Genomic DNA, 19946 nt, shown 5'->3' on the forward strand with positions numbered 1-19946 from the left:
TTGCGGTGGTACAGTTACTGCCAATCCCCTTCTGAACGTAAAGAGATCGACAGATCGGAGACAAACTATGTACGCGGTAATCAAAACCGGCGGTAAGCAATACCGTGTCGCAGTCGGCGACAAAGTGAAAGTGGAGTCACTACAAGCGGAAGCGGGTGACAAAATCACGTTAGATCACGTTCTCATGATTGGTGATGGCGACAAGGTTGAAGTCGGCACACCAACTCTCGACAAATCTGTAGAGGCAACGGTTCTGAGCAATGGTCGTGGCAAAAAGCTGCGCGTTGTTAAGTTTCGTCGTCGTCAAAATTCACGTACTCGTACCGGGCATCGCCAAAATTACACCGAGCTGGAGATCACAGCGATTGGTGGTAAAGCGGCCAGCAAACCTGCTGCGAAGAAGAAAGCTGCTGAAAAGCCAGCACCTGCCAAGAAAGCAGCCCCTAAGAAAGCCGCTGCTGCTGATGCAGATGATTTGACCAAAATCTCAGGCGTTGGTCCTGTGATCGTTGGCAAGTTGGAAGGGATGGGTATCACCACATTCCAACAAATTGCAGATTTCACAGCAGACGATATCACACGCATCGATGAAGAATTGAACTTCAAAGGTCGAATCGAGCGTGACGAATGGGTTAAACAAGCAAAAGAGTTCCTGAAAGGTTAATTCTGAGCAAAACTGATTAGTTGCACGAATCAGCAACAGTGAGGTAGAGAAATGGCACATAAGAAAGCAGGCGGTAGTTCACGGAACGGTCGCGATTCAGAATCGAAACGACTCGGCGTCAAACGCTTCGCAGGTCAAACAGTGAATGCTGGCAGCATTCTCGTTCGTCAACGTGGTAGCGAATTTCATCCGGGTGACAATGTTGGCATGGGGCGTGATTACACCCTGTTTGCATTGCAAACAGGTGTGGTCAAATTCGAAAAGAAAGGCCCGAGAAATCGCCGTCATGTAAGTATCGTTGCTGCCTAAGCACAGCGCAGATACGAAGCAATAAAAAAGCCCTGCTAAGCAGGGCTTTTTTGTGCGCAATTGAATTGGTTTGATCTAACTGAGCAGGCGAACTGCCAGTATCAGTGCGTCATTGAAATCTCGTACTCGTAACTTGCTGTACAGTGAACGCAAGTGTGACCGCACTGTGTGAATCGAGATGTTCAGAGTGTACGCAATCTGCTTTGGTTTTTGACCACTGACCATCAGCGAGATAACGCGTGTCTCACACTTTGACAGACCAAAGGCGCTAGCAAATCGCTGCATTGCTTGGCCGTCGTGGTGCAGGTCGCCCTCTATTGTTACTAACAGGAGTTCCGGTTTAATAGGGCATTGTGTCAGCGTAAACGCGCGAAGCTCATCATCGTTAGTATTGAGGTAAAGCCGTTCTGATTTTGGTGAGTTTGTATTCTCTTTGCCATGACATAACACGCGTTGACCTGCCATGCGTATCTGTAGTGCGTTTTTATCTTCTCTGAATGTTAGCTTGGTGCCCTCGATACTAAGCCAATTGTCGTTCACCACATGCTGGGCAGCAGTATTCAACTCGACGACTCGCAACGCGTTATCGATTAAGAATACAGGCAGGGATAAATGCAGAATAGGCTCTAGTGCCGAGTGTGGAGACGCACCTTGGACTGGCATGGGCATAGGTAGAATTGAATGCTCAGTCGGCTTGATTGGCCTAGTGGTATTGGCGTATGTGTTCATATTTGCTCCGATAGTTTATAACTTCGGCCTCGTTGACCCGTGGAATTTTCAGCTTCATTTATCCGGAAGCTAAAAAAGACCTAAGTATTCGTCATTCATTGCAAAATACGCAATGGGCCGAATGGCCACTTCGATTTGGCTTGTGTCCTAATAGTGCGAGTATGGTGAAAATCCTCTCACCACCTTTCCACACAGGGGCGTCGGAGTAGCCTAATTAACGGTCTAGTGCTGTGGCGGCCCGGTGTGATGCAAGGCATTGGCCATCAAACCACGCCAGTTTGTCGTGCAATGACACAACGGAGCCAATGATAATTAAGGTGGGCGCTTTTACCTGTTGGTTTGCGATTACGTCCGGCATCGTTTCCAACGTGCCGGTATAGACCTTTTGTTCCCGCGTAGTGCCCTGTTCGACTAATGCGATTGGCATTGACGGCGCAACGCCATGTGCGATGAGTTGTTGACAAATCACGGGCAGGCCGATGAGTCCCATATAGACGACGACGGTTTGATTGGGCGTCGCTAGGAGCGGCCAGTTCAGGTCGACGGTATTGTTTTTCAAATGACCAGTTACGAAGAGGCAAGACTGCGCATGGTCACGATGTGTTAGGGGAATCCCTGCGTACGTAGCGCAACCACTGGCAGCGGTAATGCCCGGTACGATTTGAAAGTTCACACCGGATTCGCTTAGCAAACTGATTTCTTCGCCCCCACGCCCAAAAATAAACGGGTCTCCACCCTTGAGTCGCAGTACGTTTTTGCCCTCAAGCGCAAGTTGCAGTAATAATTGATTAATTTCTTCCTGTGGAACCGCGTGGTTAGAGCGTGCTTTGCCGACGTAAAGGCGATCAGCATCGCGGCGAGTCAATTCGAGGATTTCTGGGCTGACTAAGCGGTCGTACAAGACTACATCCGCTTGCTGCATGAGTCTTAGTGCGCGAAAGGTGAGTAAGTCAGGATCTCCAGGTCCGGCTCCAACCAGCCATACTTCACCTTGTGCTTGGCTGGGGCTGGCATGCGTGACCGCGTCCGCGAGCCGCTCATCGGCCTGGGTTTGACGGCCCGATAAGTACATCTCGCCAATCGCACCGTTGACGACACGATCCCAAAAACGCCGACGGTCTGTTTCTTCCGGTAACACGCCTTTCAATTTGTCTCGGAACCGGCCCATGGCGCTCGCAAGCGTACCGTAGCTGGCAGGAATAAAAGCTTCGAGGCGAGTGCGCAGGGTGCGTGCCAAGACTGGTGCTTGACCGCCAGTTGAGACAGCAATCAGCACGGGCGAACGATCAATAATCGACGGTGTTATAAAGCTGCATAGATCAGGTTGGTCGACTACGTTGACTGGTACGTTGACCGCTTGTGCGAGTTCTGAAATCCGTTGATTAACCGCCGCGACATTGGTTGCGGCAATGATCAGTCGATAGCCACCGATATCATCAGGGTTGAATTCGCGTGCGATGTGTGTGATTTCGGCGCCAAATTCGCTTTCCAATTCGGTGCATATCGCCGGGGCAACCACCGTGATTGCGGCGTCTGCCTTACGCAGTAAACGAATTTTTCGCAACGCCACCGGACCACCGCCAACGACCAGGCAGGGTTGAGAGTTGAGTGTGACAAATATCGGAAAATGCTGCATACGGATATTATAGCCCTTGTCCATGTGAATAAAACTATTGCAGTGGTGGGCTTGATTTACCAGTGTGTGAGGATTGCGTGATTTAAGCAGTTACGCTCGTAACTAACAACTGCGATGCTTGGGAAAAACTACGTTAATCGCCCAAGTTGTCGAGGCTGAGTTGCGGCGATAGTTTCTGGCTCAGTCGCGTCATGTTGTGGCATTATTAACCGATGTCAGAGACACAACTAAGCACAGATCAGGCGATCAAATCGGCTATCCAAGAGATCGCCGTCGGGCCGGATCGTGGTCGAGATATCAGTGCCGCACTGTCGCAACAAGTTATGCGCGCTATTCTGGATGGTGAGGCAGATGAGGTGCAGGCCGCAGTGTTTCTTATTGCCATGCGCATGAAACGAGAGTCATTGGCCGAATTTTCCGGTATTCTGACTGCCTTGCAAAGCGTCGTCGAGGTGCAGACTGTTGCCGTGCCAGAGTTAATCTGTCTGGCGGATCCATTTGATGGATTTGTTCGCACTCAGAGTATGACACCCTTTATCGCGCCTGTGTTGGCGGCTTGTGGTGTGCCTAGCATGCAACATGGTGTTGAAAGTGTGGGGCCAAAATACGGTGTCACCGCGCATAAAGTGTACCGAGCGGCGGGGATGTCGGTCCTTGCCACTGCCAGTAGTGCTGCTGAGCAAGTTCAAAATCACGGCTGGAGTTATCTCGATCAATCGGTTTACGCACCGGCCTTGCATCAGTTGCAATCTCTGCGTGGTCGTATTGTAAAACGGACCGCATTGACCACCCTTGAGCGCCTACTAATGCCCTTACGTGCTGAGCGGCAGACACATTTGGTGTTAGGCTATGTCCACAAGGCATTCCCACAGGTCTACGCCTCCATGGCGATGGAATGTGGTTATGATTCGGTGGTATTGATTAAAGGAGTTGAAGGAGGCCTAGCGCCGGCACTGAATAAGCCGATGCGTCGATTTATTATTGACGCTGATCGGCTACACAATGTTGATGAGCAAAAAGAGATCGTCGATGTATCTCCAATATTATCTGACACTGATGTGGCCGGCCCACCCATGCGCGATAGCAGCGACCCCGTGGTACAGTGTCTGGAAACCGGGCTCGCAGTGCTGCGAGGCGAATCAGGCCATGCGCGTGAAAGTTTGTGTCTGGCGGCTGGACAGATTTTAGATTCTCGAGATCCGACACTCTCGTTGTCGCAAGCTGTTGAAAAAGTTCAGGTCTGCTTGGATAATGGCTCTGCGAAAGCGCATTTCGACAGTCTGGTACACAGTTGTAAATAGCGTTTACCTATCATGGCGAGTGAATCGCCTAACGCGCAGTAATGCGATGCAAGAAAAATAAACGAGTGACATATTATGCCCGCCAAACCGAATAGTATTACTGAGCAGCTTCCTGATACTCCACAAGTTAAAGAAGCGCTTGAATTTCTCACCAGTATCGTGGGCTCTGCGTGTCAGTTTAAAGCCTCTGACATCCATATCCGCGCAGGGCATCAGATCATGATGCGGCTTGACGGCCGCATTCGCCAGGTGAAAGGTTCGCCGGAGATGAGCGACGAGATGATCGAGCGATTGATTTATCCACTGATGTCGAAATACCATCTTTCACTGTTTAAAGAAGAAAACCAGGTCGATTTGTCTTTGAGTGACAACAAGGGCAACCGCGTGCGGGTCAACATGTTCCGTCAGCTTGGTCAATTGGCGGTCGTTATGCGAGTGATCGAAAATGTCATTCCCGATCCAGATGCCTTGGGCTTGCCGGAGCAGGTCCGCAATATTGCGCGGATGCGTCAAGGGCTGATTATTTTCTCGGGCGCCACGGGCTCTGGGAAATCAACCTCGATGGCGTCGTTACTGAATGAGATAAACCGTGATCGCTACCAACACATTTTGACGATTGAGGACCCGGTCGAGTACGTATTTACCGAGCAGCGCTGCGTGATATCTCAACGTCAGGTTGGCATTGATGTACCCGACTTTGCGCGCGCGATGAAGGCTGCACTGCGTGAGGATCCTGATGTGATTCTGATGGGCGAAATGCGTGATCCAGAGAGTATTGAGATTGCACTAACCGCAGCCGAGACCGGTCACTTGGTATTCAGTACTCTGCACGCACCGAACTCGGCCGATGCTATTACTCGAATGGTGTCGAGTTTTGGAGGCGATGAGCAGCCCACGATTCGTGCCAAGCTTGCGCACAACTTGCGTGCGATTGTGACGCAGCGACTGTTGCCGAAAAAAGAAGGTGCCGGTCGCACCGTGGCTTGCGAAGTGCTTACCGTGACACCGCTGGCGCGTGAGTTGATTGTGGATCCCATGCGAATCAAGGAGATCAAAGACTTGATTAAAGGTGGTGATAAAGTGGAGGGCATGTTGCACTTTGATGAGCACTTGATGCAATTGGTGCGTGATGATGTCATTACTGATGAAATTGCGTTGACCAATGCATCAAGCTCGACCGATCTGGCGTTGAAGTTGAAAGGCTTTTAGTACACATGAAGCTGGTCATTGGCAACAAAAACTATTCGTCCTGGTCTTTACGGCCATGGCTGTTGTTGCATGCGTTCGGCGTCCCGTTTGATGAGCACCTCGAATCGCTAGCCGGAGATGATTTATCCGAACGACTTCGGCAGCATTCGGATTCGGCAAGAGTGCCAGTTCTAGTGGATCGAGATCTGAGCGTATGGGACTCGCTGGCAATCTGCGAGTATTTGAATGCTCAGTACCTGTCAGATAGCGCCTGGCCTCAAGACGCCAAGCAGCGTGCTGTGGCGCGTGCTGTGGTGGCGGAAATGCACGCTGGTTTTGCTGCCTTGCGTCAGCATCTGCCGATGAACTGCCGCGCGCAACGTGAGATTGAAATCTCACCAGCGGTGCGTCGTGATATCCAGCGAATTGATACAATTTGGTCGCAGTACGCACGCCCAGATACCGAAGGGAATTTAAGACTGTTTGGTAGCTTCGGCATAGCGGACTGCTTTTTTGCCCCGGTGATTATGCGGTTTACAACCTACGATGTTGCAATAAGCCAAGCATCCCAAGCGTACCTAAACAGCATGTTAGCGCATCCGTCTTTGCAGAAGTGGGTTACAGATGCACGACACGAGACAGAAATTTTGTCCGAAGAAGAGGTTGGTGTAGACCGTGCCTGATCACGGCCTACCGGATTCCTGACCCAGCTTAGTCGAGTGATTCCACCAATGCTAGAACTTCGTCCACGTGCCCTTTGACCTTCACGTTACGGATTTCGTGGCGTAACTTCCCGTCTTTGTCGAAGATAAATGTGCTACGCACGATGCCCATGTATTTGCGACCATACATGTTCTTTTCTTTGATCACGTCCATCGCGTTACATAGCTCTTCGTCTGGGTCTGAGATCAAGTCGAATGGAAATTCGTGCTTGTTAATGAAGTTTTGATGCGAACGAATGCTTTCGCGAGACACGCCGAGAATTTCCGCGTTGGCAGTTTGGAACTGGGGATACGCATCACGAAACGCCTGCCCTTGCGTCGTACACCCTGGTGTGTTGTCCTTAGGGTAAAAATACAATACCAATGCTTTACCCTTAAGGTTGCGTAGCTCTAGTGCCTCGTTTTGCGTGGTCTTGACCGTCAGGTCGGGAATCTGGTCGCCAATTGCAATAGTCATGATTTAAGTTGTCTTGGTTTCTCTAAGTATAAAGTCTAGCGAGAGTATACGGTTAGTCTATGATCTTCCAGTGAAGCGCTTCGGCGTGTGTGCGGAGGCGCTCATCCGGTGTCACTGCAATGGGCACATCCGCTAGCTCAAGTAGGGGCAAGTCGTTGATTGAGTCACTGTAAAAATAGGTTGTTTCGGGCGTGATCTGGCGTGCCTCTAACCACTGTGTTAGACGGGTGACCTTGCCTTCGCGGAAGCAGGGAACGCCTTGTATGCGGCCCGTGTAGCGCCCATCTTTGAATTCCGCTTTGGTCGCCAGTAAATGTTCAACACCCAGACGTTCTGCAATCGGGCCGGTCACAAAGTCGTTTGTGGCGGTGATGATAACAATTTCGTCGCCTTGCGCTCGATGCTGAGCGATAAGCTCAGGTTTGCCGGATTCGATCATGGGCTCGATGATCGTTTGCATGTAATCGGCATGCCAGGCATGCAACTGGTCTAACGAGTTCTGTGTCAACGGTTGAAACTGAAAGGCGCAAAACTCATGAATATCTAGTGTGCCAGCGACGTATTGCTGATAAAAATAGTCTTGCTTTTGCCGCTGCTCTTCCGCATCGACGACGCCAAGGTCGGCCAAATATAGCCCCCATGCGTGGTCACTGTCTCCATTAAGTAGGGTGTTGTCTAAGTCAAATAAGGCCAGTGCCATGTCGAACTCCTTAAGTTTACAGAATGCTGATTTAGTAATGCACAAATCACGGCGACTTGATTATAATGACCTAACCAAGCTTGGCATAGCGCCGATCGTATCTAATCTCACTGAGGCATGCAGAACTTCGAACCAATATTTGCCAATGATGGATACCGACCGAATGTAGGTATCATAATTTGTAACGACAAGGGGCAAGTTTTCTGGGCTCGACGTATTAATCAGGATGGTTGGCAATTCCCGCAGGGCGGAGTCAGCCGCAATGAAACTCTGATTGACGCGATGTACCGTGAGCTGGAAGAAGAAACTGGTCTAAAGCATGATCAAGTCCGACTCGTTGCGCACACCAAAGAATGGCTGCATTATGACTTACCACGTCGACTGTTACGTAATCAACGCCGTCGGGTGCAGCGCGCCAACCGCAAACAAATTCAATTTCGTGGGCAAAAACAAGTATGGTTCTTGCTAGAGCTGATCGAAGATGATTCTGCCGTGAACCTGGAGGCGGGCCAAGAAACACCGGAATTCGATTCATGGTGTTGGGTTGATATGCACCATGCCATTGATAATATTGTGGAATTTAAGAAAACGGTTTACAAGAAGGCACTAACTGAACTCCGCGAGTTCCTGCCAACCAACTAATTGCCTGTTTGGATAATTGAATGACGCTGTTTCAGACTGTTAAGCCTGCTGCGCTGACAATTTTTACCGCTGTATCGTTGTCGATCTGTGGATCTGTATCTGCGGAGTCTGGGCGGTCGCCGGCCCCCGCTGCACTCACGAAACTCTCGGTCGCCAAGACCATTACCGAACATGCGCGTAAGAGTCGTTTCCCAACCAAGCTTCAATTTGAAGATGTGAATGGTGCGACTCAGACTGGTTACGTCAAATATACGTTCGACGAATCTGTGCATGCGGAAATGGCGGACGTGTATCTGCGTTATCAGCCAGACTATGCCTGCTTTGTGGCCATCGATGTCGAGACCGGTGCCATCCTCAATCTGACGAGCTTTATTAAATCGGACGAAAAATGGGACAATCTGGTGATGCGCGCCGATTATCCGGCGGCCTCAGTCTTCAAAATGGTGACTGCCGCGGCCGGGATTGACTTGGGGAAAGTGTCCCCAGAGAGTGTGATCCCATTCAATGGCAAGTCCACTACCTTGTACAAAAGCCAGGTCTTGCGACACAAAACCACCAAATGGACGCGGACACCAACCTTTAAAGAGTCCTTTGCGAAGTCGGTGAACCCCGTGTTTGCACGACTCGGTATTGATAAGATTGGCGCCGCTAACCTACGAAGCTATGCCGAGCGTTTTGGTTTTGGTGCGCCTTTAAATAGCGACTTTATGTTGCCGGTGAGTCAGCTCGGTCTCAGTATGGAAGATAAGTGGGAAGTGGCGGAAGCGGCTTCAGGTTTCACCCGTGACATTACGTTGAGCCCGATTCACGCTGCGCAGATGGCAGCGACGATTGCCAACAATGGTCAGCTGGTTACACCGTATATGGTGGACTCGGTGGTCAACGGCGATGGGATTGTTCTGTACCAAGCCGATACGGCCGAGCAGCAATCCACCCAAGTGGTCAAACCTAGCACCGCGAAAGCCCTTCGGTCGCTGATGAACGCTACCACACGCATCGGTTCAGCCCGCAAATCATTCCAGGGTTTGAACCGTTACAAGGTGTACCACGACATGCAGATCGGCGGCAAAACTGGCTCGCTTACCGGTGAATCCCCACGTGGTCGGCACGACTGGTTTGTCGGCTATGCAGAGAAAGACGGCCGCCAAGTCGCGTATGCATCACTGATTATCAACAAGGAAAAATGGTACGTGCGCAGCGCTTACGTTGCACGCCAATTTATTTACCACTACTTCACCGAGCAAATGCAGGCTAAAGCAAAAGAAGGCGCCATGCAGACTGCGGTGGCAGAGTGAGTTGACGAGTAGCGCAAAAAACAGCTGCAAACTCTCCCCATGAGTAGAAAATCGTTTTCAGAGTCGTTATTGATTACGGCTATTGCGTTTATTCCCATTTTAATAATTTCGGTCTTGAAAGAGTTCATTGATCCACGCCCTTTTTGGGTGTTCTACGATCATATTGAGTCGCTTTACTATTACACGTCGATCGACGTTGATAGAGGGTATTACACCTCACAGCGTTGATAACCCGGGTCCAACGGTACAGTTGTTGGGTGCAGGTTTGATATCGATTCTCGGCTCAGATCTGGGAACAACCTCAGCTAAATAGACTCAATTGGCGATATATTCAGTGTTGAATTGATTTTGTCGTTGACCTTGCTGGGCGCGATGCCATTTCTGTTAAGACTGCTGAAGCGGAAAATAACAAAGCTTGCATCGTAAAGGTTGGATCAAGCGTACTTTAAGCTTAACCCCGGATCTTATTTAATAACGACGTAGTCGAACGTTCAAATTGGAATGCGATGGAGTGCACTTGACCGCCGGCGGCTTGCACAATGTCGCCGCCAACAATGTCCTTAGGTTGCCAGTCACCGCCTTTGACTAGATGTTCCGGCTGCACCAATTTGATCAAATCGTAAGGTGTTTCCTGATCGAAGCTGACGACGGCATCGACGCACTCGAGGCTGGCTAATAGCGCCATCCGATCTTCAAGGTTGTTGATCGGCCGGTCATCGCCTTTGTTTTGGCGTTTGACCGACGCGTCACTGTTCACACCAACGATCAACGCAGCCCCCAAGTTACGTGCTTGTTCCAAGTACGTAGTATGGCCGCGATGCAGAATGTCAAAGCAGCCGTTCGTGAACACCAGTGGTCGTGGCAAAGATTCCACCGCTTGGCGTATGGTGGCCTTATCCGCTTCAGGGTTGATAAGCTTGCGTTGGGTATTGACCGTGTGCATGAGACCTGAGGGCTTATTCTTCGTGATATTCGAACACTTTAACGACGCGTTTTACGCCGCGCACCGTACGTGCATATTCTACCGCATCGGTGGCTTCCGCACGGGTCACGATGCCCATCAAGTAAACGCTGCCGCGGGTTGTGACGACTTTCACGCGGTTTGCATCAAGGCCGGTTTTGAGTAACAGTCGACTTTTGACTTTGCTGCTGATCCAAGCATCATTGGTGCGTGTACCGAGGTCCGTCTTGCTGGTGATGGTGGTTTCATCGACCACCTGGCGCACACCCTGAATTTGCCCAAAACGTGCAACCAAGTCACGCTTGATTGCTTCATTGTCAACTTCGCCAGTGGCTAGCAGGATGCCATTCCAAGATACTGGCTTCACGTGTGCGGCCTGACGGATTTCGTCACTGGAGACCAGAATGTTGCGTGCCTTAATTTCAATCGCGCTGTCGTCAATGTATTCCCCGACGGTGCGGCGGTCATGGATGATGTCGACCGTGGTGACGGCCACCACACCAATCAGTGCTTCCACGCAGCCGCTCAATACGACAGCCATCATTAAACTGCTGCCAAGTGTGCGCAGGCGTCGGTTCCAAGTTCGACGAGTCGATCTGGAATGGCATGAGGATGTGGCTTGCGGCATAGTGGCTCCGGGTTGGGTCAGTTGAGTGGGCAACAAATACGATTAGTCCAGAATATAGCTGTCAATGAGCTCGCACAGGCAGTGGATAATCAAGCCGTGCACTTCCTGAATTCGGGCGGTGACATCACCGGCGACCACCAGGTCGAAATCGGAGTCGGTCAGTAATGGACTCAATTTTCCTCCACCCTTGCCATTCAGGGCAACAACCGTGACTGATTTTTCATGCGCGATCTCGACCGCCTTCATGATATTGGCAGAATTCCCCGATGTGGTGATCACCATCAGCACATCGCCGGCATTGCCCAGTGCGCTGACTTGTTTGGAAAAAACTTCGCTGTAGTCGTAGTCGTTACCAATCGAGGTCAGGGTAGAACCATCAGTAGTAAGTGCAATACCCGGCAGTTCGCGTCGCTCGCGTTTATACCTGTTGAGCAACTCAGATGATAAATGTTGCGCATCGGCCGCCGATCCGCCGTTACCGCAGATCAGCAATTTGTTGCCCGTCTCAAAGCTGGCGTAAATGGCTTTTGCCGCCGCTTCGATCTGAGATTCGAGATGGATATTATTCAAGATGCTGGCTGCGCTTTCTTGAAAGTGTTGTGAAATTATCGACATGAGTAAACAAAATTGACGCCAAGGTTTGATGAGCTAAATCGACCGGTGTTAAAACGCATTTCGAATCCACTCAAACTCTGGCTGGTTGAGATTTCCGTTGACGCAGAGTATATCAAAACGGCAGGGACAGTCTGTATTTTTAGTCGCTTGCAGATAGTGTTCGGCTGCCCGGCGTAGTTTGGCTTGTTTGAATTGGTCGACGCTCTCCAATGCCCCACCAAAGTGGTTGTCGCGTCGATGTCGTACTTCGACGAATACCAAGTAGTCGAAGTGCATCATTATTAGGTCGAGCTCACCAACTTTGCAGAAGTAGTTACGTTCGACTAGCGTTAACCTGCGTTTGCGCAGGTATCTAACTGCCAGGTCTTCTGCGTGGTTTCCCGTCGCTCGGGTTCCAATTCGAATCATTGTAAACTCCTTTTACATTTGAATTCAGGCTGTGATTACTGTTGTCAGACTCGATGGGGCTTAAATCCATGCCTAGCGTGGCTTCTGGTTTGGCTTCGCCTTGCTCGAATTTGGCCCACACTGGTGTGTACACCGCTTCGCCGAATCGGTTGATCGATATCTGGCCGGTATTGCCATTGATGGCCAATTGGCCGGGGCCAGTCAGTGCGCGAAAATTGCCCGCGATTTCGTAGGCATCGCTGCCCATGGCAAACAACATATTCAGCTGTCCGGCGTAGGGCGACACCTGGGCCGACTTTAACACCCATGGCATTACCGGAAACACCGTGTTGTCCAAATCCATGTTGTTGACGCTGTCTTGAATGCCGTTGAACACGCTGGAGGTGGCGTACACGGGTAAGCGGGTGCCAGTGAAAAAATTAATCTGTGGGCGCAACAAACGGCCTGTGTCGTCGTCCGCCAGCATAAAGATAAAATCAATGTCTTCGCGCTGATAGGGGGAAAACTCTGGGCGGTAACCCAACACCTGGCGCAGGCGATTGTAGCGATAGTTGCTCTGGTCGATCGCGAACAGTTGTTTTAGTTCCACGCTGTGATCGAACTGTTTGGGTGAGTAACGTGTGCTGGAGGTAATCTTGCCTCCGAGCGTTAACCACTGCCGTTGAAACGCGCTGACGGTGCGCAGGCTGACTGCATCGTTGGGGGCGATGATTGCGGCGCTCAAGTGTCCGTCTTTCCAGGCGCGTTCAGCAACTTGCTTGCCTTCTTGCTCGGGGCCCATGGCAAACCGCGCCACACCGGAGGTCAGTGCGGCTTCGCCGCCTAGCAACAGGGTCGCGACACTACCATTAGCGACAGCGCTAACCTGGTCGGCGTAGTCTCGTCCTAACGGCCCGATAATAAAGTCTGCGCCAGACTGGGCGGCGGCCGAGTAATACTGTACGGCTTGGTAAGGGTTGTCACCAATGTCGTAGAACACAAGATCCGGGCGATAGGATGAGTTGTTGGTTTCGTGCTGGAATTGTATGCCCTCTTTTACCGCTTGAGCAGCTTTGTTGAAGCGTGATGATATGGGCAGCAATACGGCGATCCGACGGGGTGAGTTGGCATTCCAGTTGGAACTAATCGCTTGCTTTTCGGTCACCGGCTCTTCGCGCCAACGATTGAATTGCTGTGGTTCGAGTGCGGCGCTACTGAGTTCACTGCCCAGGCTTTGCTCAAGTCGATTTCGAACTAATGGCCGTTGCGTAGCCGCGATCATTTGTTGCCGCGTTTCGACTGGTATTTGGTTAATGACTTGCCACAAATAGCGAGTGGTTTCGCTACGAGCAGCGCCAACCAGCGCACCTTCTCGCTCGATCAGGGCATGAATCGCAGATTCGTAGTTGCCCAGTGCTTGATGTGCTAGTGAACTGAGTAATAAGGCGTCGACCTGCTGCGTGGACAATCGTGGGCGTGTTGGAATCACAACTTGTTCAGGTTGTAACGGGTCTGACACCGTCGGTTCCACCGGGGGCAGATAGCTAATCACCGGCGCCAGTAATTGCAGTGTGTTCTGGTAGTCGCCCGATGCGTAGGTGATGTATGCGAGCACCACATTTTTACGATGGCTTTGCACCGTGTCGAGCTTGGCACCGTAAAGGGCATCTAGGGTTGATTGAGCTTGTGAGAAATCACTGGCCTGGATGTAGTATTCAGCGGCACTGAGGATGGCATTTGCGCGATTATCATTGTCGCTCTGTTGAGCCTGCTGTTCGTAGAATCGGGCTCGTGAATTATGCCGTTCGGATTCCATGTCTTCGGCAATCAGCGGGTCATTAACGAATCCATCATAACTGCCGGGTGGTAATGGGGCTGCGAATGGCTCGTCCTGCACGACATCCCGTGTTTCGACTTGCGCTGGATTATAGGTCGGTGTGGATGCGCAACTTGCCAGCAGTCCCAGGAGCGGGACAATCATCAAGCTGTGTGTACAACGACGTAATTGAAGATGCATTATGATGGTATTCCGATTATTCTCGACGCCTTGTTCTGTGCGCTGTGTTGGCGTGCGTCGATATCCAACTGTTTAAACGCGAAGTATACCGAGTGAATGACCCAATTAGCAAAGTAAGCGGCTCAAACTCCAGCCAAAACACCGTCGATTTAGGTTGTCTGCAGGTGGTTGCGACACCCATCGGAAATCTGGCGGACATTAGCCAGCGTGCACTCGATGTGCTGCGGTCCGCCGATCTGATCTTGGCAGAAGATACGCGGCATAGTAAACGGCTTTTGGCACACTTTGGGATTAACACGCCATTACGGTCTTGTCATGAGCATAACGAACGTGAATTAACCAATTGGGTGCAAGCGCAATTAACCGCTGGGCAGCAGCTAGCGCTGATTAGTGATGCGGGCACGCCGTTGATCAGCGATCCAGGGTTTGTGTTGGTGCGAGCTTTGCGGGACTCGGGTCATCAAGTGGTCACGGTGCCGGGGCCCAGCTCGATCATCGCAGCGTTGTCGATAGCCGGGTTGCCAACGGATCGCTTTGTGTTTGACGGATTTCTGCCGCCCAAGGCGCAGGCTAGACAAACTTCGCTGCGCGCGTACTTGCGCGAGCCTCGAACAGCGGTCCTGCTAGAGTCTTCACACCGTATCGTCGCGGCCGTGCGTGATATCGTCGCTGTGCTCGGGGATTCACGCCGAATCGTGTTGGCACGGGAGCTAACCAAGCGTTTTGAGACAGTTTTGGCTGGGACAGCCGCCGAGGTGTTGGCAACCTTAGAGTCTGATTCAGATCAGACCCGCGGCGAGTTCGTGTTGATGTTGGCGGGGGTTGTAATCAAGGGGGAAGACGATGCTCAAGTGAGTCGAATGCTGGATGTCATGTTAGCCGAATTACCCGTTAAGCAAGCAGCCGCTTTAGTAGCCAAACTGACCGGTCGGCGCAAAAATGATGTGTATCAACTCGCTTTGAGTCTCAAATCATGATGCGTGGATGCCTGGTTTGCATCGTTTTGACGTGCTTTTTTGTGGCCGCCAATGTGGATGCAGCGCGATTCAAGTCGCATGAGTTGACTGATCAAGATGCGGTGCTGGTGTTGGACGCCGACGATGCAACGCTGTTCGATTGGCGTAGTGAGCAGCCCCTGATTCCGGCCTCGCTGACCAAGTTAGTGACTGCGTATCTGGCAATGGAAAAGTGGGGAGCATCACATCAATTTAGAACCGCGTTTTACTACCAGGACCAAACTCTTTGGATACAAGGTTTTGGTGATCCATACCTGGTTTCTGAGGAAATCGAGCATATCGCCGCTGCTCTGGTTGCGCGGGAGGTCGCAGACGTCAAGACTATCCGAACCGACAGTCATTTCTTTGATCTTGAGGCAATTCCGGGGCGCAGTCGAGTTGATGACCCGTACAATGCACCGCTTGCCGCGTTGAGCGCTAACTTTAATACGGTAATGTTGCAGCGGCACGGTCAGCAGGTGGTGAGTGCTGAACCGCAGACACCATTAACTCCTCTGGCTGAGGCATTCGGTGCCAAAGTGGGTACCAAAGTCAGTCGAATCAACTTGATCTCCGCACAGAATGCGCAACGCTATTTTGCCGAGCTTCTGGCTGCCAAAGCGGGTTGGTCATCGCCGAAAATCGAAGTTGATCAGCGCGTGCCGAGCGGCCTCAAAGCGGCCTACGTGCATGTCAACTCACGGAATCTGGCCGAGACTTTGCGCGGTGCACTCGAATACTCGAACAATGTGATTGCCAATCACCTGTTTCTCAAGCTTGCGGAAACGCCAGAATCGCAGCAGGTGAGTTTTGAGGTGGCGGTTACTGCGGCAGAAACAAGGTTGAAAAGCCAGTTTGGTTGGTCGAACTTTGTTATGCGTGATGGCGCTGGTTTAACCCGCGACAATCGCTTTTCGGCGCGCCAGTTAGCGCAGATTTTAGGTGAGTTTCAAGTGCATCGTCATTTGCTCAAACCGTATTTGACGCAACGAGATGACGTGCGTGTTTACGCTAAGACCGGTACGCTGGATGGGGTGCACAGCTTTGCCGGCTACATTGAATTAGATCAGCGGCCGCTGCGCTTTGTGTTCATTTTTAACCGTCCAATGCCGTACCAGTTTCGGCAGCATCTATTGCGTGATTTAGTGACCGCGTTGCAAGCCGGTACGTTGCGATCTGAGGTGCGCTGATTATGCGTGGAATGCGGCATACTGACGTGGTAGACCAAGTTGATTGGCGTAGCTTAAAGCAGCTTGTGCCTTATTTACTTGAATTTCGTGGGCGCATTGTGCTGGCCTTGCTGTGCTTGATTGCCGCGAAGCTGGCGAGTGTTGGTTTGCCGTTTATTCTCAAACACATCGTGGATCAGCTCAATGAAGACAATGCGGTCATTATCGTGCCGTTGGCTTTATTGATAGCCTATGGGATGGTGCGTTTTGCTAATGTGTTGTTCGGTGAGCTGCGCGATACCTTGTTTGGTCGAGTAACGGAACGCGCGATGCGTCGAGTCGGTCATCAGGTGTTTCGGCATTTGCATTCGCTTGATCTAGCCTACCACCTCAATCGTCGTACTGGTGGCGTGTCACGGGATATCGAGCGTGGCGTGGCGGGTATCAGCTTCCTGATGCGATTCATGGTGTTCAATATAGTGCCAACTTTTATTGAGATAGGCATGATCGCAGTACTTTTGTTTTGGAACTATTCGGTCTGGTTTGCTGTGATTGTGCTGGTGTCGGTGGTGGCTTATGTCGGCTTTTCCGTTGTTGCCACCGAGTGGCGAACGGCCACAGTCCGCGCCATGAACCAGGCGGAAAGTCAGTCTAGCACGCGCGCTGTAGACAGTCTGCTGAACTTTGAAACCGTCAAATATTTTAATAATGAGGCGTTTGAAGCAGCGCGTTACGATGACAATCTGGCTGATTGGGAGCAGGCGCGGCGTCGTAACCGACTTACCTTGTTTGGACTCAATGGTGGACAGTCAATGATTATTGCCTGTGCCGCTACTGCTGCCATGGTTCTTGCTGCGTATCGAGTCAGTGTTGGTGCGATGAGTATTGGTGATTTTGTATTGATCAATGCTCTGATGATGCAAATATTTGTCCCACTAAATTTTCTCGGTTTCGTTTATCGCGAGATGAAAGGAGCCATGGCAAATATTGATGCCATGTTTGCCCTGCTGCGCGTCGACTCCGCGGTCCAGGACAGCGAGGGTGCCCCAGACTTGCAGGTGCAACGGGGTGAAATTCGGTTTTCAAAGGTGGCATTTCATTACCATGCTGACCGCCCGATATTAAAGGGCATTAGCTTTACGGTTCCGGCCCGACAAAAAGTCGCAATCGTTGGCGGCAGCGGTTCCGGTAAGTCAACCATCATGAAATTACTGTTTCGGTTTTACGATCTAAATGCTGGCCAGATATGGATTGATGGTCAGGATATCTCTGAGGTGACTCAAGATAGCCTGCGACGCGCGATTAGCGTGGTTCCACAGGACACGGTATTGTTCAATGCGAGTATTTACGAGAATATTCACTACGGAAATGTCAATGCCAGTCGAGAACAAGTTTGCGAGGCGATTCGCATGGCGTATTTGGATGAATTTATCGCCCAGTTGCCGGAAGGCGAAAACACGCAGGTCGGTGAACGCGGGCTTAAATTGTCGGGCGGCGAAAAGCAGCGCGTGGCGATTGCGCGCGCCATTTTGAAGCAGCCAAAGATTATGGTGTTTGATGAGGCGACCTCATCACTCGACAGTCGTTCGGAACAGCGAATTTTAGCGGCGATGCAGCGGGTGCGTGGCAGCTACACCAGCCTGGTGATCGCGCACCGTTTGTCTACCATCGTGGACGCAGACCAAATTATCGTGCTAGACCAAGGCGAGATAATAGAAACTGGAACACATGATCAATTGCTGGCGAATAAGGGCGCATATGCTGCGGCATGGCGACTGCAAAACAGTGAATTAGCATGAAGGGGGCCTGCTAAAGATGCCGACTCTGGTATCATAGCGCCGATTTCACCAACCGCGATATCGTGTTATGTATTCCTTCGTTCGCCCGATTTTATTTCAGCTCGATCCCGAGCGTGCACATGACTTGACGCTGTCACAGCTGGCGACGATTTCGCGCTCACCCTGGATGACGCGGCAGCTGCATTCGTGTTTTGGGGCCAAAGTACCGTCATTGTCGGTGGAGTGTATGGGGCTGGAATTTCCCCACCCTGTCGGTCTGGCGGCGGGTCTCGACAAGTCGGCGCGTGCTCTACCCGCGTTGGCAGCGCTTGGGTTCAGTGGCGTCGAGATGGGGACCGTAACCCCCAAACCTCAGCCAGGCAATGATAAACCCAGAATGTTTCGGTTGCCGGAAGACGAAGCCATCATCAACCGTATGGGTTTTAATAGTGGTGGCGTCGATGAGTTCGTGCAGAACTTGACGCGGCCTGAAATTCCTGTGGTAGCGGGGATCAATATTGGCAAAAACGCGTCCACTGAGATTGCCGATGCGCATTTCGACTACGTGAGCGCGATGCAGCGCGTATACGCTAGTGCCGACTACATTACCGTTAATATTTCATCGCCCAACACGAAATCGTTGCGCGACCTACAAAATGAAGCATTTTTGGATGAGTTGCTGGGACATTTGATGGCAGCACGAGCCAAATGTGAGAAAGTGCACAAGCGACGTGTGCCCATTGCGCTGAAGGTCGCACCAGACCTAAGCGGAGATGAAATCGAGACCATTGCAGAACTCGTTGTGTCACACCAATTCGATGCCATAATCGCGACCAATACCACTGTGTCGAGACCGGATAGTTTGCGCAGTGTGCATGCGACTGAAATGGGTGGCTTAAGTGGTGCGCCGGTTAAATCCATGGCTACCGAATGCATTCGCCGTTTTTATCCTTTACTGAATGGCAAAGTGCAAATAATCGGCGTTGGTGGAATAAAATCGGTGGATGATGCGTGGGAGAAGCTGTTGGCTGGTGCGGATTACCTGCAACTTTATACCCAATTCATCTACCAAGGGCCGGTTATGATTCGTGAGATCGTGAGTGGTTTATCTAAACGTGTTGCTGATCAGGGCTTCGACGATCTGCCGAGTGCCATGCACGCGCTGCGTGCAAAGTAGTAATTGGCCTGAATTTACTCAATTCGTTGTGATTCTTTTGCTAAACCTCGCTGGTTTGAGTAGACTGCGCGCGAAGTTAGCCGGACAGTCGCCGCCTGTTATGCAGGGGGAGGAAAGTCCGGGCTCCACAGGGCAGGGTGCCAGATAACGTCTGGGCGGCGTGAGCCGACGGCCAGTGCAACAGAAAGATACCGCTTCCACACAAGGTGGTGTTCGTTAATTCGGGCAGTGCCTGGAAGTAAGGGTGAAATGGTGTGGTAAGAGCGCACCGCGCGAGTGGTAACATGAGCGGCAAGGTAAACCCCACTCGGAGCAAGACCAAATAGGTGTCCAGATGGCGCGGCCCGCGTTGGACACGGGTAGGTTGCTTGAGGCGTGCAGCGATGTGCGCCCTAGATGAATGACTGTCCTCGACAGAACCCGGCTTACAGGCTAACTTCTTTATCGTCTATTCGGATGAAATCGTGGTTTTGGATCTCGGTTTCATCGAGTAGGCGAGAACATACGAGTATCGGGGTAATAACAAAACCGTAATTATCGTCGTAATACACAATTTTTGGTTAATATGCCTAAAAA

21 protein-coding genes and 1 other RNA gene are annotated in these 19946 nt (G+C 51.3%); 13 read left to right on the forward strand and 9 right to left on the reverse strand.

The window, feature by feature from the left end; all coding sequences use genetic code 11:
* The first annotated feature begins 67 nt into the window (after positions 1–67).
* Together rplU and rpmA are read left to right on the forward strand one after the other, a co-directional pair.
* Positions 68–664: a 50S ribosomal protein L21 gene (rplU, locus tag IE055_RS18075; RefSeq protein ID WP_189399328.1), complete on the forward strand. Its 597-nt coding sequence runs from the start codon at positions 68–70 to the stop codon at positions 662–664.
* Between the two features lie 51 nt (positions 665–715).
* Complete coding sequence (rpmA, locus tag IE055_RS07160; RefSeq protein ID WP_189399329.1) at positions 716–973, forward strand: 50S ribosomal protein L27; 258 nt, start codon at positions 716–718, stop codon at positions 971–973.
* A gap of 75 nt (positions 974–1048) precedes the next feature.
* Here the strand turns inward: rpmA and IE055_RS07165 are convergent, their stop codons facing one another.
* The gene (locus tag IE055_RS07165) at positions 1049–1702 is read right to left on the reverse strand and encodes a helix-turn-helix transcriptional regulator (RefSeq protein ID WP_189399330.1); all 654 of its coding nucleotides are present in this window, start codon (positions 1700–1702) and stop codon (positions 1049–1051) included.
* A 214-nt stretch (positions 1703–1916) separates the two neighbouring features.
* A complete protein-coding gene (gene cysG, locus IE055_RS07170) occupies positions 1917–3338 on the reverse strand; it encodes a siroheme synthase CysG (protein ID WP_189400284.1) in 1422 nt (473 codons plus the stop codon).
* 212 nt (positions 3339–3550) lie between these two features.
* Between cysG and IE055_RS07175 the strand changes: the two genes are divergently transcribed.
* The 3 genes from IE055_RS07175 (at position 3551) to IE055_RS07185 (ending at position 6510) form a co-directional block, all read left to right on the forward strand.
* Complete coding sequence (locus tag IE055_RS07175) at positions 3551–4639, forward strand: anthranilate phosphoribosyltransferase (protein WP_189399331.1); 1089 nt, start codon at positions 3551–3553, stop codon at positions 4637–4639.
* Between the two features lie 75 nt (positions 4640–4714).
* Positions 4715–5848 carry a type IV pilus twitching motility protein PilT gene (locus tag IE055_RS07180; protein WP_189399332.1) on the forward strand — a complete coding sequence of 378 codons (1134 nt, stop codon included), beginning with the start codon at positions 4715–4717 and terminating at the stop codon, positions 5846–5848.
* A 5-nt stretch (positions 5849–5853) separates the two neighbouring features.
* Positions 5854–6510 (forward strand): glutathione S-transferase family protein, encoded by a 657-nt coding sequence (locus IE055_RS07185; protein ID WP_189399333.1) that lies wholly within the window; start codon positions 5854–5856, stop codon positions 6508–6510.
* A 28-nt stretch (positions 6511–6538) separates the two neighbouring features.
* Here IE055_RS07185 and IE055_RS07190 read toward each other — a convergent pair whose 3' ends face one another.
* Both IE055_RS07190 and IE055_RS07195 read right to left on the reverse strand, forming a co-directional pair.
* A complete protein-coding gene (locus tag IE055_RS07190) occupies positions 6539–7006 on the reverse strand; it encodes a peroxiredoxin (RefSeq protein ID WP_189399334.1) in 468 nt (155 codons plus the stop codon).
* A 52-nt stretch (positions 7007–7058) separates the two neighbouring features.
* Positions 7059–7706 carry a histidinol-phosphatase gene (locus IE055_RS07195; RefSeq protein ID WP_189399335.1) on the reverse strand — a complete coding sequence of 216 codons (648 nt, stop codon included), beginning with the start codon at positions 7704–7706 and terminating at the stop codon, positions 7059–7061.
* 117 nt (positions 7707–7823) lie between these two features.
* On the opposite strand from IE055_RS07195, the gene IE055_RS07200 reads away from it, so the two are divergent.
* From IE055_RS07200 to IE055_RS07210, 3 genes are read left to right on the forward strand one after another with little or no spacing between them, the layout of a single operon-like run.
* A complete protein-coding gene (locus IE055_RS07200) occupies positions 7824–8348 on the forward strand; it encodes an RNA pyrophosphohydrolase (RefSeq protein ID WP_229794183.1) in 525 nt (174 codons plus the stop codon).
* A 20-nt stretch (positions 8349–8368) separates the two neighbouring features.
* Complete coding sequence (locus IE055_RS07205) at positions 8369–9643, forward strand: penicillin-binding transpeptidase domain-containing protein (protein WP_189399336.1); 1275 nt, start codon at positions 8369–8371, stop codon at positions 9641–9643.
* 39 nt (positions 9644–9682) lie between these two features.
* Positions 9683–9871, forward strand: coding sequence for a hypothetical protein (locus IE055_RS07210; protein ID WP_189399337.1), 189 nt, complete (start codon positions 9683–9685; stop codon positions 9869–9871).
* Positions 9872–10094: 223 nt separating this feature from the next.
* Here IE055_RS07210 and rfaE2 read toward each other — a convergent pair whose 3' ends face one another.
* From rfaE2 to IE055_RS07235, 5 genes are read right to left on the reverse strand one after another with little or no spacing between them, the layout of a single operon-like run.
* Entirely contained in the window at positions 10095–10586 is a 492-nt protein-coding gene (gene rfaE2, locus IE055_RS07215) for a D-glycero-beta-D-manno-heptose 1-phosphate adenylyltransferase (RefSeq protein WP_189399338.1), read from the reverse strand.
* Between the two features lie 13 nt (positions 10587–10599).
* Positions 10600–11232, reverse strand: coding sequence for a BON domain-containing protein (locus IE055_RS07220; protein ID WP_189399339.1), 633 nt, complete (start codon positions 11230–11232; stop codon positions 10600–10602).
* Positions 11233–11274: 42 nt separating this feature from the next.
* Positions 11275–11847 carry an SIS domain-containing protein gene (locus IE055_RS07225; protein ID WP_189399340.1) on the reverse strand — a complete coding sequence of 191 codons (573 nt, stop codon included), beginning with the start codon at positions 11845–11847 and terminating at the stop codon, positions 11275–11277.
* Between the two features lie 48 nt (positions 11848–11895).
* Complete coding sequence (locus IE055_RS07230; protein WP_189399341.1) at positions 11896–12255, reverse strand: YraN family protein; 360 nt, start codon at positions 12253–12255, stop codon at positions 11896–11898.
* Positions 12200–14215, reverse strand: coding sequence for a penicillin-binding protein activator (locus IE055_RS07235; protein WP_189399342.1), 2016 nt, complete (start codon positions 14213–14215; stop codon positions 12200–12202). The genes IE055_RS07230 and IE055_RS07235 overlap by 56 nt, the downstream gene beginning before the upstream one ends.
* A gap of 128 nt (positions 14216–14343) precedes the next feature.
* Between IE055_RS07235 and rsmI the strand changes: the two genes are divergently transcribed.
* The 5 genes from rsmI to rnpB all read left to right on the forward strand — a co-directional run bounded on the left by rsmI (position 14344) and on the right by rnpB (position 19814).
* The gene (gene rsmI, locus IE055_RS07240) at positions 14344–15228 is read left to right on the forward strand and encodes a 16S rRNA (cytidine(1402)-2'-O)-methyltransferase (RefSeq protein WP_229794184.1); all 885 of its coding nucleotides are present in this window, start codon (positions 14344–14346) and stop codon (positions 15226–15228) included.
* Positions 15225–16436 carry a D-alanyl-D-alanine carboxypeptidase gene (locus IE055_RS07245; RefSeq protein ID WP_189399343.1) on the forward strand — a complete coding sequence of 404 codons (1212 nt, stop codon included), beginning with the start codon at positions 15225–15227 and terminating at the stop codon, positions 16434–16436. The genes rsmI and IE055_RS07245 overlap by 4 nt, the downstream gene beginning before the upstream one ends.
* Positions 16437–16438: 2 nt before the next feature.
* Complete coding sequence (locus IE055_RS07250) at positions 16439–18214, forward strand: ABCB family ABC transporter ATP-binding protein/permease (protein ID WP_189399344.1); 1776 nt, start codon at positions 16439–16441, stop codon at positions 18212–18214.
* 67 nt (positions 18215–18281) lie between these two features.
* Entirely contained in the window at positions 18282–19370 is a 1089-nt protein-coding gene (pyrD, locus tag IE055_RS07255) for a dihydroorotate dehydrogenase (quinone) (RefSeq protein WP_189399346.1), read from the forward strand.
* Positions 19371–19442: 72 nt separating this feature from the next.
* An RNA gene (gene rnpB, locus IE055_RS07260) (RNase P RNA component class A) lies at positions 19443–19814 on the forward strand.
* The last annotated feature ends 132 nt before the right edge of the window (positions 19815–19946 follow it).

Source organism: Arenicella chitinivorans (assembly GCF_014651515.1).
Lineage (GTDB): Bacteria > Pseudomonadota > Gammaproteobacteria > Arenicellales > Arenicellaceae > Arenicella > Arenicella chitinivorans.

What these genes read in the sequence shown, in the direction of transcription:
- IE055_RS07195 (WP_189399335.1), bottom strand. Translation starts at nt 7,706, where the DNA reads ATGGCACTGGCCTTATTTGACTTAGACAACACCCTACTTAATGGAGAC.
- IE055_RS07235 (WP_189399342.1), bottom strand. Translation starts at nt 14,215, where the DNA reads ATGATTGTCCCGCTCCTGGGACTGCTGGCAAGTTGCGCATCCACACCG.
- IE055_RS07225 (WP_189399340.1), bottom strand. Translation starts at nt 11,847, where the DNA reads ATGTCGATAATTTCACAACACTTTCAAGAAAGCGCAGCCAGCATCTTG.
- rpmA (WP_189399329.1), top strand. Translation starts at nt 716, where the DNA reads ATGGCACATAAGAAAGCAGGCGGTAGTTCACGGAACGGTCGCGATTCA.
- IE055_RS07230 (WP_189399341.1), bottom strand. Translation starts at nt 12,255, where the DNA reads ATGATTCGAATTGGAACCCGAGCGACGGGAAACCACGCAGAAGACCTG.
- rplU (WP_189399328.1), top strand. Translation starts at nt 68, where the DNA reads ATGTACGCGGTAATCAAAACCGGCGGTAAGCAATACCGTGTCGCAGTC.
- IE055_RS07245 (WP_189399343.1), top strand. Translation starts at nt 15,225, where the DNA reads ATGATGCGTGGATGCCTGGTTTGCATCGTTTTGACGTGCTTTTTTGTG.
- IE055_RS07180 (WP_189399332.1), top strand. Translation starts at nt 4,715, where the DNA reads ATGCCCGCCAAACCGAATAGTATTACTGAGCAGCTTCCTGATACTCCA.
- pyrD (WP_189399346.1), top strand. Translation starts at nt 18,282, where the DNA reads ATGTATTCCTTCGTTCGCCCGATTTTATTTCAGCTCGATCCCGAGCGT.
- IE055_RS07250 (WP_189399344.1), top strand. Translation starts at nt 16,439, where the DNA reads ATGCGTGGAATGCGGCATACTGACGTGGTAGACCAAGTTGATTGGCGT.
- IE055_RS07220 (WP_189399339.1), bottom strand. Translation starts at nt 11,232, where the DNA reads ATGCCGCAAGCCACATCCTCATGCCATTCCAGATCGACTCGTCGAACT.
- IE055_RS07185 (WP_189399333.1), top strand. Translation starts at nt 5,854, where the DNA reads ATGAAGCTGGTCATTGGCAACAAAAACTATTCGTCCTGGTCTTTACGG.
- IE055_RS07165 (WP_189399330.1), bottom strand. Translation starts at nt 1,702, where the DNA reads ATGAACACATACGCCAATACCACTAGGCCAATCAAGCCGACTGAGCAT.
- rfaE2 (WP_189399338.1), bottom strand. Translation starts at nt 10,586, where the DNA reads ATGCACACGGTCAATACCCAACGCAAGCTTATCAACCCTGAAGCGGAT.
- IE055_RS07175 (WP_189399331.1), top strand. Translation starts at nt 3,551, where the DNA reads ATGTCAGAGACACAACTAAGCACAGATCAGGCGATCAAATCGGCTATC.
- IE055_RS07210 (WP_189399337.1), top strand. Translation starts at nt 9,683, where the DNA reads ATGAGTAGAAAATCGTTTTCAGAGTCGTTATTGATTACGGCTATTGCG.
- IE055_RS07205 (WP_189399336.1), top strand. Translation starts at nt 8,369, where the DNA reads ATGACGCTGTTTCAGACTGTTAAGCCTGCTGCGCTGACAATTTTTACC.
- IE055_RS07200 (WP_229794183.1), top strand. Translation starts at nt 7,824, where the DNA reads ATGCAGAACTTCGAACCAATATTTGCCAATGATGGATACCGACCGAAT.
- IE055_RS07190 (WP_189399334.1), bottom strand. Translation starts at nt 7,006, where the DNA reads ATGACTATTGCAATTGGCGACCAGATTCCCGACCTGACGGTCAAGACC.
- cysG (WP_189400284.1), bottom strand. Translation starts at nt 3,338, where the DNA reads ATGCAGCATTTTCCGATATTTGTCACACTCAACTCTCAACCCTGCCTG.